Genomic DNA, 16,912 nt, shown 5'->3' on the forward strand with positions numbered 1-16,912 from the left:
CTATAAACCGCGCCATCTAGCAAGAGGATCCCGGCCGTGGAAGAAATCATCGAACAATTGCGTGAAGCCAATGAACCGGTCCCGGTTCCTCTGGAGCTGCCTGACGAAGATTTGCTGGTGGAGATCGAGGAACAACTGTTCATCGACATCCCGTTTGTCTTCCGTGAATTCCTGCTGACCGTCAGCGACGTGGTGTACGGCAGCCTGGAGCCGGTGACCGTCACCGACCCGCAGTCCCACACCTACCTGCCGGACGTTGCAGCCAACGCCTGGGACGCCGGTGTTGATCGCAGCCTGATCCCGATCTGCCAGGACGGCGACGACTACTACTGCGTCGAAGAAGACGGCACCGTGGTGCTGTGGTCCGGCGAAGAAGAAATCGTCACCGAAGAAACCTGGGAATCGGTGTGGCACTGGGCGCGGGATGTCTGGCTGGAAAGCTGATAGCACTGCGGTCCTGTAGGCGCCGGCTTGGCGAATCTTCGCGCTGCGGCGATGGCATCGTCGCAGTGCATCAGATGCACCGCTTCGCCTGAATCGCCGGCAAGCCAGCGCCTATAAGGAAATCAGTGCTCCTGCGTATCCTTGTGGTTATCCAGCGTTTCCAGCAAGGCGACCTGCATCCGTGTATGCACACGGATGAACCACCGCCACAATACGGCCGCTACCGCCGCCGTCACCACGGCGATCAGCACCAGCAACTTGTTGGTCGGCAGGATACTGGCCGACAAGGCTGCCAATAGCAGAAAGATCATCAGCAGCGAGAGGATCGGGATCAGTTCCGCGATCACCCGCCGCACACGCTGGGTATGCCGCCCGGCCATTTCCGGCTTCACGCTCATCTCCGCCAGCAGCATCGACAGCGCCTTGAGCTTGCGGTACGCCGCAATCAGGAATGGCAGCGACAACAGCAACGCCCCGCCCCAGATCAACGCCTTCTGCCAGCTTGGATCGCTGATCCAGCCTTCCAGGTACCCACCAATACGCGCCGCGAAAAAGCTGCCGGCAAAGAAGATCGCGATCACCAGCGCCAGGTTGACGCCTACCTGCAGAATGATCTTGCGGATCATCGACGCCAGCATCGCACCCTCGCCCTGTGGCTGAATGCTGCGCAGCCATTCGCCGTACATCCCGAACACTCGGCTCATGCGCTTGGGCATGACCGCCGCGATCTTCAATGACAACGGATCGGCGCCACGGATCAGGTACGGCGTGAGCAATGTGGTAATCGCCGACACCGCCACGGCTACGGGATAGAGGAAATCGCTGGTCACCTGCAACGTCATCCCCAACGCCGCGATGATGAAGGAAAACTCACCAATTTGTGACAGCCCCATGCCCACACGCAGCGAGGTGCGGCCATCATTGCCGGCGATAAACGCGCCCAGGCCGCAGGACAACATCTTGCCCAGCACCACTGCGACGGTGATCACTGCAATCGGCCAGGCATATTGCAGCAGGATCTGCGGGTCGATCATCAAGCCGATCGCCACAAAGAAGATGGCGCTGAACATGTCGCGAACCGGCTCGATCAGGCGCTCGATCTTAATCAACTGACGGGACTCGGCCATGATCGCGCCGATCAGGAAGGCACCGAGTACCATGCTGTATTCCAGCTTGACCACCAGCAGGCAGAAACCGAAACACAGGCCCAGTACGGTGATCAGGAGCATTTCATTGCTTTCGAACTTGGCCACATAGGCCAGCAGTCGCGGCACCAGCAAGATACCGATGACCAGCGCAACGATCATGAACAGCGAGAGCTTGCCGACCGTGGAAAATACCTCGCCGGAGCTGACCGTGCCGCTCACGGCGATGCTCGACAGCAAGGCGATGATGCCGATGCCGAGGATGTCCTCGACGATCAGCACACCGAAAATCAATTGGGCGAAGCGCTGGTTCTTCATCTTCAGGTCGTTGAGCGCCTTGACGATGATGGTGGTGGAGGAGATCGCCAGGATCGCGCCGAGGAACAGCGAATCCATGGTATTCCAGTCGAACCAGCGGCCGATCTCGTAGCCGATCCAGATCATCAGGATGATTTCCAGGAAGGCCGCGATAAACGCCGTGGCGCCGACCTTGAACAGTTTGCGCAGGCTGAACTCCAGGCCCAGGCAGAACATCAGGAAGATCACCCCCAGCTCGGCGAGGGTCTTGATGGTGTCTTCGTCGTGGATCAGGCCGAACGGTGGGGTGTGGGGGCCGATGATGAACCCCGCGACGATGTAGCCCAGCACCACCGGCTGCTTGAGGCGGTGAAACAGGATGGTGACAACCCCTGCCACCAACATGATCACGGCCAGGTCCTGGATAAAGCTGATGGCGTGCATGGCGAGGGGCTCCTTGAAAGTACTGGCACTTCTCCCACTTCCACCCGCGCCTTTGAACCGTTGCAAAGTGCGGAAGGAAAAGTCTGCCTTGATCGTAAGAAATGCCCTGACACGGGCTTTTGAAGGTTAACACCGCGACTTCCAGCAGAAAGCCGGTGCAATATATGGAAACAGATCGGTGCACGCGTGACGGCAAGCCGCCCACTGGCGTCCCGTTATGGATGGCGCTGCAAAGATTCCAGCACCCGTAGAGGTGCCCCCCAACCAATGCCTACAACCCGTGAGTGTGCTATGGAACCCGGAAACGCCCAGCTGTCGATGACGGTATTGATGACCCCTGATATGGCCAACTTCTCAGGCAATGTCCACGGCGGCACCCTGCTCAAGTACCTCGACGAAGTGGCCTACGCCTGCGCAAGCCGTTATGCCGGCCGCTACGTCGTGACGTTGTCGGTAGACCAGGTGATTTTTCGCGAGCCGATCCATGTTGGCGAGCTGGTGACGTTCCTCGCATCGGTCAACTACACCGGCAACACCTCGATGGAGGTGGGCATCAAGGTGGTGACCGAGAACATCCGCGAGCGCTCGGTGCGCCACACCAACAGCTGCTTCTTCACCATGGTCGCCGTGGACGACCAGCGCAAGCCGGCCGCCGTGCCACCGCTGCAGCCGCACAACAGCGAAGACAAGCGCCGGTTCGTGCAGGCCCAGCAGCGCCGGCAGATCCGCCAGGAGCTGGAAAAGCGCTATCAGGAAATCAAGGCAGACGCGCCGTAAGCCATGCCCCCCGTGTAGGCGCGAGCAAGCCCGCGCCTACAACCTCCAGCACCCATCGTAGTGGGCACACACATCAAAGCGCTGATCCAACTGGCTCATGCGCTCCAGGTGATGGTTCACGATGTCCACCATCACGGCTTTGCTGGTGTTCTTGTAGTACTGCGCCATCAATTTGTCGTTGGCCTTGACGCGCTCGACGACAACGGCGTCCGTCGGGTTCTGCCATTGCTCCAGAATCGCATCTTCGGTGCCGCTCAGGCGCATGCGGTAGACCCGCTCATAAAGCTCCAGCGTACGCGCCTTGCGGCCGGCCATTTCCTCGTTCACCCGTGCATAGTTCTGACGGAACTCAACCCAGTAGGCCTCAGGTGGAGTGAAGGTGCCAAATTTCGCCTTGCGCTCGGCGATCGCCTCTTCAGTGGCTTGCGGGCGTTGCGCGGTGTCGGGCTCCATCAACGTGATGAGCTGCATATGGGTTTCAACGATCGCGTTGATCAATGCGGTACGGTGAGGCGTAGCCGGGATCACCTTGCCGAATATCGGGCTCTTGCCCGCGCAAGACGGCATGCCGTTCTCGAATATCGGCTGGGGAATGCGCACATCCTTGCCCTGCGCACGCGTCAGACGCTGAAGCGAGGTCGTGCACATGCCCCGTTCCATATCGAAGGTCACTTCATACTCTTCCCCGGCCTTTGGCGTGATGCTCATGGATTTGCCGCAGACATAGCTTCCGCCATTGGTGTTGATCATCAGCATGGTTTCTTTGCCGGGTGCCAGCTTGAACTCCAGCAGGCCCCTCGCCTTGGCCGGCGGGGGCACGGACATGCCGACACGTCGGCGGGTATCGACCAGGAAAATATTGTTGAGCATGCCAGTGGTCTGGCCCATGCAGTGCTCAGCGTCGTAGACGTCGATGGTGGTATTGGAGGTATTAGAGATGAAGCGCAGTTTGGCGGCATCAGCCTCGGTGGCGTCAGGGTAAGTACCGTTCACACTGCAACCGGCCAGCAACGATGTCAGCACCAGGGCGGTTAGCACCCTTGGCGAGGGGAATACGGGGGACATGGATCTTCCTTGAAAAGCACGGGGGACTAAGAAGCGTCCGATAGTAACGGACGCCCTTTGCCTGGCTCAATCAAGAATATTCCTACAGCTCGATCGGTGTGGCTTCAAAACGCACGCGAGGATGGGCAATGCGATCCTGGGCGCGCACCAGCTCCAGCTCGTAACTGGCACAGGCCTGGGTTTCCAGCAGCACTTCATGGACCGCGGCGGCAGTGAACTCAAAGGCCGCCAGCAGGCTGTCGCCCAGCAACACCCGCGCCAGGAACAGGCCCGAGGTCAAATCGCCAACGCCCACGGGCTGGCGCGGAAACGCCAGCAGTGGACGACGCAAATGCCAGCTGCCTTCGGCGGTCACCAACAGCATCTCGAAACCGTCCGGCAGCTTGCCCGGATAATCCAAGTGCTTGACCAACACCGCCTTCGGCCCGCGCGCCAGCAATGCCTTGGCCATGGCCAGGCAATCGAACAGCGACTGCGGTTTGCGCCCGGCAAAGCTGTCCAGTTCCAGCTGGTTGGGGCACAGGAAGTCAGCCATGGCCGCGGCTTCGTCCAGCAGGAAATCGCTGACCTCCTGAGGCACGATGCAGCCCTTTTCCGGGTGGCCCATCACCGGGTCGCACAAATACAGGGCCTTGGGGTTGATGGCCTTGATCCGCGCAACCCCCGTCAGGATCGCCCGGCCCTGATCCGCACTGCCCAGGTAGCCGGACAGAATCGCATCGCAGTTGCCCAACTCGCCGATGGCGGCAATACCTTCCACCAGCGCCGGAATCTGCTGCGGCGCCAACACTTCGCCCGCCCACTGGCCATACTGGGTGTGGTTGGAGAATTGCACCGTGTTCAGCGGCCAGACGTTCACCCCGACCCGCTGCATGGGGAACACGGCGGCGCTGTTTCCGGCGTGGCCAAAGACCACATGAGACTGGATCGCAAGCAAATGAGGTGTGCGTTTCATGCAGAGGATTTCCGTAGAGCCGTTGAAATTCTGGCCGCGCAGTATGCGACTAAACACAGCCTGTACGACAGGCCGGCGACGCAGTTAAGCTGCTCTCACTTTGTTGGAGTTCATCGCATGCTCACCCTGGGAAACATCTTCGTGTTGATGCTGCTGGCCACCGGCGCCGCCTGGGTGTGGCACAACCACGGCCTGCGCGAACGCGCGCTGGAGCGGGTCAAGCAGCATTGCGCCAAGCTCGACATCGAACTCCTTGACGGCGCGGTCGCGCTCAAGCGCATCGGTTTTGTGAAGGATGCCAACGGTCGGCGACGCCTGGCACGTATCTACAACTTTGAATTCACCGTGACCGGCGAAACCCGCCATCCGGGGACCATCACCCAATTCGGTGCCCACAGTGCGCAGATCGAACTGGCGCCCTACCCGTTCGAGATCAAGACGCCACTGCCCAGCGCCGAAGTGATCGAGCTGAGCCAGTGGCGTCAGGACCACGGCACCAAGAACCGTCAGTGACGGCAGGCTGCCAGGGCGGCCTGCAACGCGGTCACATCCTGTGGTTCGCTGAAAATCAATTCGATACGTGAGTCACGCCGCCACTCGCTGGGCTGCCAGGCGAGCGCACTGTTGTCCACCGCGTTGGCCGAAACCCAGCCTTCGGCACTGTGGATAACCAGCTTGGCGCGGCGCCACCCAAGGCTTGTCAGCCAACGCTGCAGGCGTTGCGCATCGAATTGCAGGCTTGGGTGCCAGCGCCAGCCGATGCTCCAGCTGCCCTCTTGGGCCTGGCTCAGGCAGATCGGTTGCGCCGGATCGCTCCAGATCGCTGGCATCTGCGCCAAACCCCTGGGCACATCGACGTTATCCACAGCCGCTGCCGCCTGCGCATTCAGGCCTGGCAACTGCTCCAGAGGCACTTGAGCCTGGCGCGTCCAGTACAGCGGGCAGTCGGGTAACTGCTGTTCAATCGCTCGGCGCTGTGCAGCGTCCAGCGCTTCCTCCTTGTTCAATACCAGCAGCCCGGCGCTCGTTAGGGCTTCTTGCTGCGCTGCTGGCAACGGTTTGCCCGCCGCCAGCGCCTGGGCATCCAGCACCAGCACACAGGGCTGCACCGCCAGCACGTTCTGCCACGGCGCCTCGCGCAGTTGCTTGAGCAATTGCGCCGGATGACCCAGGCCCGACGGTTCGATAAACAGCCGGTCGGGCTTGGCCTTACGCAACAGACGACCCAGTCCTACCTGAAACGGCGCGCCATTCACGCAGCACAGACAGCCTCCAGCGACTTCGCCCAGGGCGATGCCGTCGTCATCCTGTGTGAGCAAGGCAGCGTCCAGGCCGATCTGCCCGAACTCGTTGATCAGTACGGCCCAGCGCTCGTTGGCCGGGCGCTGGGCGAGCAGGTGCTTGATGAGGCTGGTCTTGCCGGCCCCTAAGGGGCCGGCAATCACGTGAGTGGGAATGTTCTGCAGCATGAGGGGCATCGTTCGGACCATGTAGAGCGTTTGATCCTACGCGGTTATGCGAGCCAATCCAGCGTCAGGATCAAGCGACGCTCGTCGGCCTTGAGTGCCGGCGAACGGTGAACCAGGCCGTGGCCTTCATTGCCTTGCCACTGGGTGCCCTTGAGCAGGGCGACTTCGCCGCAGTGAAGCTGTTCGATACGGTCGGTGGGTTCGGCATCCGGCTGGCCCAGCTGGCGACGGTCCATCACACCTTCACGCAACCACTGGCTGCCGATACCGGCATAGGTGGTGATCAGCCGCACCGGCACATGGTCGACGTGAAACCGTGGGCACATGGCTTTATCCAACAAGCGCAAGCGCACCCCGATGCGCTTGGCACCCAGCAAACAGGCGAATGCGCTGACCAGCCAGGACACATCGGCGATAAAGCCTTCGTAACCTTCAAGGTCACGGCAGCTGGACGCCAACCCGTGCAAATCGGGAACGGCGTCTTCGTTGCTCAGCTCGATCACCCTGGCATCGGCCAGCGGCTCGTCAAGCGCCACCAGCAAGGCGCCGAACTCGGCGATGTGCAGGGGCAACTGGCGCTGCCACACCGCCAGGTTGACGCCGTCTTCGAGGATCTCGGAGAGCGCCAGTGGGGTTTCACCGCGGGTCTGGCGAATCACGGGGCGCAGGGGAATAACCGGGGCCAGCATCAGGCGGCTGCCTCCTCATACCAGGGGCCAAAAGGATCGGCCAGCAGGCGCCAACCGTCGACGCCCAGAGCCATTTCTTCATCATTGAGCAAGCAGGCGTCCAATTCGACGCGCAGTTGGGTGAAGTCGATGTTCTGCCCGATGAACACCAGTTCCTGGCGACAATCACCGGTGCTCAATTGCCAGTTGCCCATGATCGCCGCGACGTTTTCTTCGTCCTGGGGCCACTGGCTCTTGGGCACGAAACGCCACCAGCGACCGGCGAACCCATGGCGCATCAAGCCGCCGGCCTGGGACCAACTGCCCGCATCCTGGGGCTTGCTGGCCAGCCAGAAAAAACCCTTGGAGCGCAGCAGTTTGCCGTTGACCCACGGGCGGTCGATAAAGTCGAAGAAGCGCTGCGGATGAAAGGGACGGCGCGCACGGTAAGCACTGGAGGCGATGCCGTACTCGTCGGTTTCCGGCACATGTTCACCGCGTAATTCCTGTAACCAGCCCGGGGCTTGCGCGGCGCGTTCAAAGTCGAAACGGTTGGTGTTGAGGATCTTGTCCAGTGGCACTTCGCCCATGACCATCGGGATGATTTCTGCCTGGGCATTCAGGCGCTCGAGGATCGCTATCAGTTCTTCGCGTTCACGGCTGCTGATCAGGTCGATCTTGCTGATCAGGATCACGTCAGCGAACTCGACCTGCTCGATCAACAGATCGGTGATGGAGCGCTCATCTTCTTCACCGAGGGTTTCACCGCGCGAGGCCAGGCTTTCGGCGGCCTGGTAGTCGAGCAGGAAGTTCATGCCATCGACCACCGTGACCATGGTGTCCAGGCGCGCGATGTCGGCCAGGCTTTGCTCGTCTTCGTCACGAAAGGTGAAGGTTTCGGCGACCGGCAAGGGTTCGGAAATGCCGGTGGACTCGATCAACAGGTAATCGAACCGCCCTTCCTTGGCGAGCTTTGCGACTTCCTCCAGCAAGTCTTCACGCAAGGTGCAGCAGATGCAGCCGTTGCTCATCTCCACCAGCTTTTCTTCGGCGCGGTTGAGGGTGACGTCACGCTGGACTTCGCTGCCGTCGATGTTGATTTCGCTCATGTCGTTGACGATCACCGCGACCCGCAGGTTTTCGCGGTTGCGCAGGACGTAATTGAGCAGTGTGCTTTTACCGGCGCCGAGAAAGCCGGACAACACGGTAACGGGGAGACGATTGGGCATCAGGTATTCCTCATCAGGGTTGGCCGGTCAAATCGCCCGTTTATGGCGTTCGCGCAGCTCTTCACGTTCTTTGGCTTCGATACACAGGGTGGCGGTGGGCCTTAATAGCAAGCGTTGCAGGCCGATCGGGTCGCCGGTTTCGCGGCACCAGCCGTATTCGCCACGGGCGAGCAATTCGAGGGCATCGTCGATCTTGTCCAGCAGCTTCTTTTCCCGTTCAAGCAGGCGCAGTTGCCATTGGCGCTGTTCTTCGGCGCTGCCCACATCGGCCGGGTCGCTGTTGGTTTCCTGCTCACGCAGCACCAGGAACTCGGCGTCGATACGCTCTTGCAGTTCATGGCGATGGGTCAGCAGCAACGCACGGAAGAACCCTTGCTGGGCTTCATTCATGTAGTCGGCAGGCGGCTGGGCCAGGAGGTCTTGTTCGGTCATGGGGAGCGGTTCACGGGTCAGGCTGTGCTTTAATGTTATAGTATAACAATGCAAATAAGCCAATCCCCTCTTGCTCACCTCGACGAAGGGCGTAATCCTTGAAAACCTCCCTGCCGCGAGAAACCCCATGAAATACCTGGTGTGCGCCCTGCTATTGCTTGCGACAGGATCCGCCTGCGCCCAAGCGCCGAGCCTGCTGGCCAACTGCACGCGCAGCGCCAACCTGCTCGCTTGCGTCGACCCATTGGGCAATGCCTACAGCGTCGCCACGGTCGGCGGTACCACGTATTTGCGCGGGTATGAGGTGATCGGCAATCGCTATTGGGCACAGACCAACAGCCGCTACGGGCAACTGACGTTCTTCACCGGGTTGGCGTCGGACGGTGAGGCGTGGGTGGGCTACACGCGGCGTGTGGGCTGGACCACCCTCAACCGGTTCTCCAGTTCGGGTGGCACCAGCGCCAGATTCACCTGCAGCCGCCTCACTGGCTGTTAGACCTGACTGTTCTTCTGTTCCTGAACCCACGCCATGTAGCTGTTCATCGGTGGGTTCTTCTGGAAGTATTTTTTCAGGCCTTCGAACAGGCCGTCGGCAACCGCTTGCTGATGACGCGCGGTGACCAGGCGCGCACTGTCACGCGCATTGGAGATAAACCCGGTTTCCACCAGGATCGACGGCACGTCCGGTGACTTGAGCACCGCGAACCCGGCCTGTTCCACGCGTTTCTGATGCAGGCTGGTGATGCCTTCCAGGCTACCCAGGATCGAGTTGCCCAGTTGCAGGCTGGAGGCGATGGTGGCGTTCATCGACATATCCAGAATCACCCCCGCCAGCATCGGGTCCTTATCCTTCAGATTGAGCAGGCTGGTGGCGCCAAGCAGATCGGCGCCGTTTTCCCGTTGTGCCATGAAGCGTGCGGTAGCCGACGTCGCGCCGCCTTCGGACAAGGCATACACCGAAGCGCCCGACGCGGTGATCCGTGGTGCCGCATCCGCATGCACCGAGATAAACATATCGGCATTGTGCTTGTGGGCGATCTCCACCCGTTTACGCAGCGGTACGAAGAAGTCGTCGTTGCGCACCAACTTCACGTCAAAGCCCTTCTCGCGCTTCAGGCGCTTGGCCAGCAGCTGGGCAATGGACAACACCACGTCTTTTTCGCGCTGGCCCTTGGAACCGACCGCGCCTGGGTCCTTGCCGCCGTGACCGGGATCGACCACCACAATGATGTCGCGTTTGGGATGCGCCTTATCCACCAGCGGCTTGGGCTCAGGCGTAATTTGGCGAGGCACCTGGGTGGCGCTGGTCAGGTCCAGCACCAGGCGATGCCCCTGGCCATCCTGGGGAGGCAATAAAAAGCTGTTGAGCTGCATCGGCGCGGCCAGGTCCAGCACGATGCGCGTATCGCCTTGACCAAAATGCCCTGAGCGGATCGACGTGATTCCGCTGTTCGTCAACGCCAGCTGAGAAAAGTCGCCACTGAGGCCGGCGCCGCTCAGGTCGATGATCAAGCGTTCCGGCGCGCTCAGGGTGAAGGTCTTGTACTGCACCGGGCCACTGAGGTCGAACACCAGCCGCAGCTTGTCGTCCGAGCGCCATAGGCGGGCATTGCGTATCTGTGTGGCGCGGGCTGCAAACGGCAACGTGAAAAGAGGGCTGGCCAGAAGCAGGTTAAGGAGCTGACGTCTGTGCATGAAAAATACCGCGAATGAAGGAGCGTCCCTACTCGACATGACTGAAAAAAGGCTGGAGCAGAAAAATCATCGTCGACTCAATAGTTATAATATAACATGTCTTTTTATTTCCAACGATGGACCTGCTCATGAATGCGCTGACTCTGCCGGATATCGCCGCGCAGGCTTCACGCCAAGCCTTGCCACTCGACTGGGTGGGCATGTGCGGCATCGCCCTGCCCATTCTCATCGACGGCCAACGCCTCGCCGCCACCGCCGATGCCGGGGTAAGCCTGAACGACGGGACTGCCCGTGGCATTCACATGTCACGCCTGTACCTGGCGCTGGAGATGCTCGACCAGCAAGCACTTACGCCTGCACTTCTGCGTAATTTACTGCAGCGTTTTCTCGACAGTCATGAAGGTTTATCTAATAACGCCTACCTGCGTATCCACACCGATGTGCTGCTCAAACGCCCTGCGCTGGTCAGCCCGCTGGCCGGTTGGAAGGGCTACCCGGTAAGCATCGAAGCGCGTCTGGAAAACCAGATGTTCCACGTGGAACTAAAAATTGACGTTGCTTATTCCTCAACCTGCCCTTGCTCCGCTGCCCTCGCCAGGCAGTTGATTCAGCAGCAGTTTCTCCAGGACTTCGCCAACACGCCGCTGCAGCATGAAGACGTGTTGACCTGGCTCGGCAGCGCCAGCGGCATCGTCGCCACGCCTCACAGCCAGCGCAGCAGCGCGCAATTACTGATCCAATTGGACGGCGACCAATCCGGCCTGCCCATCACCGATCTGATCGATGACGTTGAAGCCGCTCTCGGCACCGCCGTACAAACCGCCGTGAAACGCGCAGACGAACAAGCCTTCGCCCTGGCCAACGGGCAGAACCTGATGTTCTGCGAAGACGCCGCGCGCCGCCTTAACCTCGCCTTGAAACGCTCGGACGCCGTCAAAGCCTTCCACCTCAAAGTGATCCACGCCGAAAGCCTGCACGCGCACGATGCCGTGGCTGAAAGCCGCTGGACGAGAAACCCTGCATGATCACCTGCACCGCATTGCGTTGGGGCGCCCCAGGCCAGCCGCTGACGCCAGCCATCGATCTCAAGCTGGAAAAAGGCAGCCTCACCGGCATCATCGGCGCCAACGGCACGGGTAAGAGCAGCCTGCTCAAAGTCATCGCCGGCCTGCAAAAGCCGCTGGCGGGCAAGGTCACGGTTGAGGTTCCACGGCGTGGCGGCCTATCGTTTCTGCCCCAGCAGCAACACCTGGACCGCCAGTTCCCCATCAGCCTGCAAGAACTGGTCGCCGCTGGCTTCTGGGGTACCCAACGCTCCCCGCAACAACGCAGCCAGCACTTAGAAGCGGTACTGGAAGACTGGTGCCTCAGCGGCCTGGAGCACCGCCCATTGATGGCGTTGTCCGGTGGCGAACTGCAACGCGCCCTGCTCGCCCGCATGAGCCTGGCCGAAGCGCCGGTGCTGCTGCTCGACGAGCCCCACGCCGCCCTCGATGAAGAAGGCCAGGCGCTATGCTGGAAGCATATTCATGCCTGGCACGAGCAGGGCCGCACGCTGATCGTGGTCTGCCATGACCTCGCGTCGGTTCGCCACCACACCCAGCAAGTGGTGCAGATCAAAAGCACCGGCTGCCTATTCGGCCCGAGCAAAGAGCTGATCCGCCCGCAGCCTCACATGCAGGTGGCCTGATGCACTTGGCCGGCCACCTGTGGGCCCCCTTCCTCGACTTCGTCTTCATGCGCCGCGCCCTGATTGGCGGCCTGGTCCTCGCCTGCAGCACTGCGCCGCTGGGGGTGTTTCTGATCCTGCGGCGCATGAGCCTGATCGGTGATGCGGTGGCCCACGGCATCCTGCCCGGAGCGGCCCTCGGCTTCTGGTTCGCCGGCCTAAGCCTGCCCGCCCTGACCATCGGCGGCCTCGGTGCAGGCCTGAGCATGGCCGGCCTGTCCGCCTGGATCACCCGTCGCACCGGCCTGCGCGAAGACGCCAGCCTCGCCGCCATCTACCCCATCTCCCTCGCCGCCGGCGTACTGATCCTTGGCCTCGCCGGCAAACGCCTGGACTTGCTCCACCTGCTGTTCGGTTCCGCCCTGGCTGTCGACGAAACCACCCTCACCGGCATGCTCTGGGTCTCCAGTTTCAGCCTGATCGCCATGGCCGTGATCTACAAACCGCTGCTGCTGGACACCCTCGACCCACTGTTCCTGCAGACCGTCAGCCGCCTCGGCCCGTTGGCTCATGGGTTGTTCCTGACCCTGGTGGTGCTGAACCTGGTGATTGGCTTCCAGGCGATCGGCGCGTTGATGGTGGTGGGGTTGATGATGTTGCCGGCCATTGCCTCACGTTTCTGGAGCCGGCGCCTGCCGGTGCTGATCGCGGTATCGGCGGTGCTGGGATGCCTGTCGGTATGGCTGGGGTTGTTGCTGTCGTTCTACTACTCGCTGCCCAGCGGCCCGGCCATCGTGCTGGTGGCGGGCGCGGGGTATCTGCTGTCCGTGGTCTTCGGTCCGGTGCACGGTTTGCTGCGCCGCCCGCCTTTGCTTACATCCCAATGAGGTGCTTCCCGATGCGCGCTCTACTCGTGCTGTTCAGTCTCGTCTTGTCGCTCTCGACGGCTCAGGCCGCAGACAAGCTCCAGGTGGTTACCAGCTTCAGTATTCTCGATGACATCACCCACCAGATCGGCGGCGATCACATCCAGATCAGCAACATGGTCGGCCCCGACGCCGACGCCCATACCTACGAGCCAACACCCGACGACGCCAAGGCGCTGCTCAAGGCCAAGGTGATCATCAAGAATGGCCTGGGCTTCGAGCCATGGCTGGACCGCCTGGTAACCAGCACCGAAACCAAGGCCACGGTGGTCACTGCCAGCAAAGGCGTGATCTCCCACACCATGGAAGAAGACGGCGAAACCATTCCCGACCCACATGCCTGGCACAACCTGGCCAACGCCGAAATCTACGTGAACAACATCACCAAGGCGCTGGTGGCCGCCGACCCGGCCAACAAGGCTGATTACCTGCGCAACAGCCAGGCCTACCTCAAGGAAATCTACCGTCTGCTTGCGCAGGCCAAGAGCAAGTTCGGCGCGCTGCCACCGGGCAACCGCCGCATCGTCACCTCCCATGACGCCTTTGGTTACCTGGGCCAGGCCTATGGCATCGAGTTCCTCGCGCCACAAGGCCTGTCCACCGAGCGTGAGCCGTCCGCCGCCGAAGTCGCCGCCCTGATCACCCAGATCCGCAAAGACAAAGTCAAAGCCGTGTTCATGGAAAACATCAAGGACTCGCGCCTGCTCAAGCAGATCGCTGATGAAAGCGGCGCGCAGATTGGCGGCACGCTGTATTCCGACGCCCTCGCCGCAGAAGGCCCGGCCAGCACGTTTACCGGACTGTTCGAATACAACCTCAACACCCTGTGCGCGGCCCTGGGCAAGCCATGAGCCTGAGCATGCTCGACCTGGAAGGAGCTGCCGTCGGCAGCCGCTTTCCACTCGAACACGTCCTGGACGCGCTGCCCTGGAACAGCGCTGGACTGATCGCCGCCATTGCCCAGCAACACCGCAGCGGCGAGGTACTGATGCTGGCCTGGATGAACCGCCAGGCCCTCAAGGAAACCCTGGCCACCGGGCAAGTCTGCTACTGGTCGCGCTCGCGCCAGCAGTTGTGGCGCAAGGGCGAGAGCTCGGGCAACGGGCAGCAGTTGATCGAGGCACGACTCGATTGCGACGGCGACGCCGTACTGCTGATCGTCGACCAACAAGGCCCGGCCTGCCACACCGGTCGACCGACCTGCTTCTACAACGCTATCGATGGCGACTACGTTCACATCCTCACGGAGCCCTGCGCATGATCCGCAAGAACCCTTCCGGCGACCTCCCAGTGATTGCCGAATCGGCCTACGTCGACAAGACCGCAATCATCTGCGGCAAGGTCATCATTGGTGAGAACGTGTTCGTCGGCCCCTACGCCGTGATCCGTGCCGACGAGGTCGACGCCAGCGGTGCGATGGACCCGATCACCATCGGCGCCAACTCCAATATCCAGGACGGCGTGGTCATCCACTCCAAGTCCGGCGCGGCGGTCACGATCGGGGAATTTACCTCCATTGCGCACCGCTCCATCGTCCACGGCCCCTGCACCGTTGGCGACCGTGTGTTCATCGGGTTCAACAGCGTGCTGTTCAACTGTGCCGTGGGCGACGGCTGCGTGGTGCGCCACAACTCGGTGGTCGACGGTCGCGATTTGCCCGCCGCCTTCTATGTGCCCTCCACCACCCGTATAGGGCCCAACACCGACCTGTCGCAATACCCGCCGGTGAGTGTGAGCGCCTCGGAATTTTCCGAAGACGTTGCGCGCACCAACGTCGACCTGGTGCGCGGCTACAAAGCCTTGCAAAACGAGTTCTGAACCATGAGCCGCCTGCTGATTCGCAATGCCCACCTGGTGAACGAAGGCCAGACATTCCACGCCGATGTGCTGGTTGCCAACGGCCGCATCGAGAAGATCGCCAGCAGCATCGAGGGCTGCAACGCCCCCGTGTCCATTGACGCCCAAGGCCAATGGCTGCTGCCGGGCATGATCGATGACCAAGTGCACTTTCGCGAACCCGGCGCGCCGGACAAAGGCAGTTTCTACAGCGAATCTCGCGCTGCAGTGGCCGGCGGCATCACCAGTTTCATGGACATGCCCAACACCCACCCGGCTACCCTGACCCTGGAGGCCCTGGCCGATAAAAAACGCCGCGCGGCCCTGCACTCGGTGGCCAACTATGGCTTTCACTTCGGCGTGAGCAACGACAACCTCGACACCGTAGCTGCCCTCGACCCGCGCGAAGTCGCCGGGGTCAAAGTGTTCATGGGCGCGTCCACCGGTAACATGCTGGTGGACGACCCACGGATCCTGGAGCGGCTGTTCGCCGAAGTGCCAACCCTCCTGCTGGCCCACTGCGAACACACGCCGAGTATCCAGGCCAACGAACAACGCCTGCGCGAACGCTTCGGTGACAAGATTCCCCCCGTGGCCCACCCGCTGATCCGGGATGCCGAGGCGTGTTATCGCTCATCGTCGTTCGCCGTGGAATTGGCCCGGCGCCTGGGAACGCGCCTGCATGTGCTGCACCTGACCAGCGCCCGCGAGCTGAGCCTGTTCGAGGACACGCCACTGGCGGAAAAACGCATCACAGCGGAAGTCTGCGTGCACCACCTGCTGTTCGATGACCGCGACTACCATCGCCTGGGCCATCAGATCAAATGCAACCCGGCGATCAAGACCCGCGCCGACCGCGACGCGCTGCGCCAGGCCTTGCTGAGTGATCGTCTGGATGTGATTGGCACTGACCATGCGCCGCATACCTGGGCGCAAAAGCAGTCGGGCTATCGCGAAGCGCCGTCGGGTTTGCCCCTGGTGCAGCACGCGCTGCCCGCGTTGTTGGAGCTGGTGGCCGATGGGCTGCTGCCGCTGACCACCCTGGTGGCGAAAACCAGTCACCGCGTGGCCGACCTGTTCGCCATCCCAGACCGGGGTTATCTACGCGAGGGTTATTGGGCCGACCTGGTGTTGATCAAACCGGAGCCTGCGGGTAAACCAGTCAGCAGCCAACCGATCCTGGCCCGCTGCGGCTGGACGCCCTTTGCCGAACGCAGCTTTCGCCACAGCGTCAGCACTACGCTGGTCTCCGGCCACCTGGCTTGGCACAACGGCCAGGTGGTCGACAGTTGCCAGGGCCTGCCGCTGCATTTCCTGCGTTAGGCGCGCGGCTTGACCGTACCGCAATCGTTGCCCAGCCACTGGGCATGACTGTCGAGGCTGCCCTTCTGCTGAATACCGGTGGCATTGAAGGTGCCATTGACCGTGGTGGTGAATTCTTTCTGGCTCTGGAAAGTGGCGACACCAGTACCCTGGGCCTTCGGGCAACTGAAGCGGAATTTCCACTGGTTACCGGTCTTGTCGGTGACTTCCTGTTTGCAGCCCGACTGCGGGTCGGTCAGGGGGATCGAATCGGAAGCGACCTGTGCCGGTGTCAGGCACACCTGCACGCCTTTGCCGGCCATGGTGATGCCTTGTTTCTCCAGCATGGCGCGCTGTTCGGGGGTCATCTGTTGCTTGAGCTGACCGAGGATCAACGACAGGTCCGGCAGATCCTGGTTATCGACTTTCATATTGCTGGTGGTCAATTCCCACAAGCCCGGCGCCAGCATCTGCGCCTGTGCCGCCAAGGGCAGCGCCAAACCAGTAACCATGGCTAAACAGAGCAAACGAGCATTCATCGGGTAACTCCTGGGCAATT

Annotated in this window: 20 protein-coding genes; 11 read left to right on the forward strand and 9 right to left on the reverse strand. The window is 61.5% G+C overall.

Going from position 1 to position 16,912, the window contains the following annotated elements:
* The first annotated feature begins 36 nt into the window (after positions 1 to 36).
* Entirely contained in the window at positions 37 to 444 is a 408-nt protein-coding gene (locus ATH90_RS28440; RefSeq protein ID WP_010207624.1) for an SMI1/KNR4 family protein, read from the forward strand.
* A gap of 122 nt (positions 445 to 566) precedes the next feature.
* Here ATH90_RS28440 and ATH90_RS28445 read toward each other — a convergent pair whose 3' ends face one another.
* Positions 567 to 2,330: a cation:proton antiporter gene (locus ATH90_RS28445; protein WP_069078597.1), complete on the reverse strand. Its 1,764-nt coding sequence runs from the start codon at positions 2,328 to 2,330 to the stop codon at positions 567 to 569.
* 291 nt (positions 2,331 to 2,621) lie between these two features.
* On the opposite strand from ATH90_RS28445, the gene ATH90_RS28450 reads away from it, so the two are divergent.
* Positions 2,622 to 3,107: an acyl-CoA thioesterase gene (locus ATH90_RS28450; RefSeq protein ID WP_034110411.1), complete on the forward strand. Its 486-nt coding sequence runs from the start codon at positions 2,622 to 2,624 to the stop codon at positions 3,105 to 3,107.
* Positions 3,108 to 3,143: 36 nt separating this feature from the next.
* On the opposite strand, the gene ATH90_RS28455 is transcribed toward ATH90_RS28450, so the two are convergent.
* Positions 3,144 to 4,172, reverse strand: coding sequence for a hypothetical protein (locus ATH90_RS28455; RefSeq protein WP_098467605.1), 1,029 nt, complete (start codon positions 4,170 to 4,172; stop codon positions 3,144 to 3,146).
* An 82-nt stretch (positions 4,173 to 4,254) separates the two neighbouring features.
* Entirely contained in the window at positions 4,255 to 5,127 is an 873-nt protein-coding gene (gene pdxY, locus ATH90_RS28460; protein WP_034110415.1) for a pyridoxal kinase PdxY, read from the reverse strand.
* Positions 5,128 to 5,244: 117 nt separating this feature from the next.
* Between pdxY and ATH90_RS28465 the strand changes: the two genes are divergently transcribed.
* Entirely contained in the window at positions 5,245 to 5,640 is a 396-nt protein-coding gene (locus tag ATH90_RS28465) for a DUF3301 domain-containing protein (RefSeq protein ID WP_015886608.1), read from the forward strand.
* Here ATH90_RS28465 and ATH90_RS28470 read toward each other — a convergent pair.
* From ATH90_RS28470 to dksA, 4 genes are read right to left on the reverse strand one after another with little or no spacing between them, the layout of a single operon-like run.
* On the reverse strand, positions 5,634 to 6,596 hold the full coding sequence (locus tag ATH90_RS28470; protein ID WP_098467606.1) for a CobW family GTP-binding protein: 963 nt from the start codon (positions 6,594 to 6,596) through the stop codon (positions 5,634 to 5,636). The two genes, ATH90_RS28465 and ATH90_RS28470, sit on opposite strands and share 7 nt — an antisense overlap.
* A gap of 44 nt (positions 6,597 to 6,640) precedes the next feature.
* The gene (locus tag ATH90_RS28475; RefSeq protein WP_098467607.1) at positions 6,641 to 7,285 is read right to left on the reverse strand and encodes a DUF1826 domain-containing protein; all 645 of its coding nucleotides are present in this window, start codon (positions 7,283 to 7,285) and stop codon (positions 6,641 to 6,643) included.
* On the reverse strand, positions 7,285 to 8,493 hold the full coding sequence (gene zigA, locus ATH90_RS28480; RefSeq protein ID WP_098467608.1) for a zinc metallochaperone GTPase ZigA: 1,209 nt from the start codon (positions 8,491 to 8,493) through the stop codon (positions 7,285 to 7,287). Before zigA ends, ATH90_RS28475 begins: the two co-directional genes overlap by 1 nt.
* 27 nt (positions 8,494 to 8,520) lie before the next feature.
* Positions 8,521 to 8,925, reverse strand: coding sequence for an RNA polymerase-binding protein DksA (dksA, locus tag ATH90_RS28485; protein ID WP_098467609.1), 405 nt, complete (start codon positions 8,923 to 8,925; stop codon positions 8,521 to 8,523).
* Positions 8,926 to 9,052: 127 nt separating this feature from the next.
* Between dksA and ATH90_RS28490 the strand changes: the two genes are divergently transcribed.
* Positions 9,053 to 9,421, forward strand: coding sequence for a hypothetical protein (locus tag ATH90_RS28490; protein WP_034110429.1), 369 nt, complete (start codon positions 9,053 to 9,055; stop codon positions 9,419 to 9,421).
* Here ATH90_RS28490 and ATH90_RS28495 read toward each other — a convergent pair.
* Positions 9,418 to 10,620 carry an N-acetylmuramoyl-L-alanine amidase gene (locus ATH90_RS28495; protein WP_034110431.1) on the reverse strand — a complete coding sequence of 401 codons (1,203 nt, stop codon included), beginning with the start codon at positions 10,618 to 10,620 and terminating at the stop codon, positions 9,418 to 9,420. The two genes, ATH90_RS28490 and ATH90_RS28495, sit on opposite strands and share 4 nt — an antisense overlap.
* A 128-nt stretch (positions 10,621 to 10,748) precedes the next feature.
* Here ATH90_RS28495 and folE2 point away from each other — a divergent pair, with 128 nt between their 5' ends.
* The 7 genes from folE2 to ATH90_RS28530 are packed head-to-tail and all read left to right on the forward strand — an operon-like array spanning position 10,749 to position 16,374.
* A complete protein-coding gene (gene folE2 / locus ATH90_RS28500; protein WP_098467610.1) occupies positions 10,749 to 11,645 on the forward strand; it encodes a GTP cyclohydrolase FolE2 in 897 nt (298 codons plus the stop codon).
* Positions 11,642 to 12,310: a metal ABC transporter ATP-binding protein gene (locus ATH90_RS28505; RefSeq protein WP_069078603.1), complete on the forward strand. Its 669-nt coding sequence runs from the start codon at positions 11,642 to 11,644 to the stop codon at positions 12,308 to 12,310. Before folE2 ends, ATH90_RS28505 begins: the two co-directional genes overlap by 4 nt.
* Positions 12,310 to 13,176 (forward strand): metal ABC transporter permease, encoded by an 867-nt coding sequence (locus ATH90_RS28510; protein WP_069078604.1) that lies wholly within the window; start codon positions 12,310 to 12,312, stop codon positions 13,174 to 13,176. The genes ATH90_RS28505 and ATH90_RS28510 overlap by 1 nt, the downstream gene beginning before the upstream one ends.
* An 11-nt stretch (positions 13,177 to 13,187) precedes the next feature.
* On the forward strand, positions 13,188 to 14,066 hold the full coding sequence (locus ATH90_RS28515; protein ID WP_098467611.1) for a metal ABC transporter substrate-binding protein: 879 nt from the start codon (positions 13,188 to 13,190) through the stop codon (positions 14,064 to 14,066).
* The gene (gene hisI, locus ATH90_RS28520) at positions 14,063 to 14,476 is read left to right on the forward strand and encodes a phosphoribosyl-AMP cyclohydrolase (RefSeq protein ID WP_069078606.1); all 414 of its coding nucleotides are present in this window, start codon (positions 14,063 to 14,065) and stop codon (positions 14,474 to 14,476) included. Before ATH90_RS28515 ends, hisI begins: the two co-directional genes overlap by 4 nt.
* Positions 14,473 to 15,033 carry a gamma carbonic anhydrase family protein gene (locus ATH90_RS28525; protein ID WP_034110438.1) on the forward strand — a complete coding sequence of 187 codons (561 nt, stop codon included), beginning with the start codon at positions 14,473 to 14,475 and terminating at the stop codon, positions 15,031 to 15,033. Before hisI ends, ATH90_RS28525 begins: the two co-directional genes overlap by 4 nt.
* Positions 15,034 to 15,036: 3 nt before the next feature.
* Positions 15,037 to 16,374 (forward strand): dihydroorotase, encoded by a 1,338-nt coding sequence (locus ATH90_RS28530; protein WP_069078607.1) that lies wholly within the window; start codon positions 15,037 to 15,039, stop codon positions 16,372 to 16,374.
* On the opposite strand, the gene ATH90_RS28535 is transcribed toward ATH90_RS28530, so the two are convergent.
* Positions 16,371 to 16,892 (reverse strand): DUF3617 domain-containing protein, encoded by a 522-nt coding sequence (locus tag ATH90_RS28535; RefSeq protein ID WP_034110442.1) that lies wholly within the window; start codon positions 16,890 to 16,892, stop codon positions 16,371 to 16,373. The genes ATH90_RS28530 and ATH90_RS28535 overlap by 4 nt on opposite strands.
* Positions 16,893 to 16,912: the final 20 nt, after the last annotated feature.

This window comes from Pseudomonas lurida, from assembly GCF_002563895.1.
Classification (GTDB): Bacteria; Pseudomonadota; Gammaproteobacteria; order Pseudomonadales; family Pseudomonadaceae; genus Aquipseudomonas; species Aquipseudomonas lurida.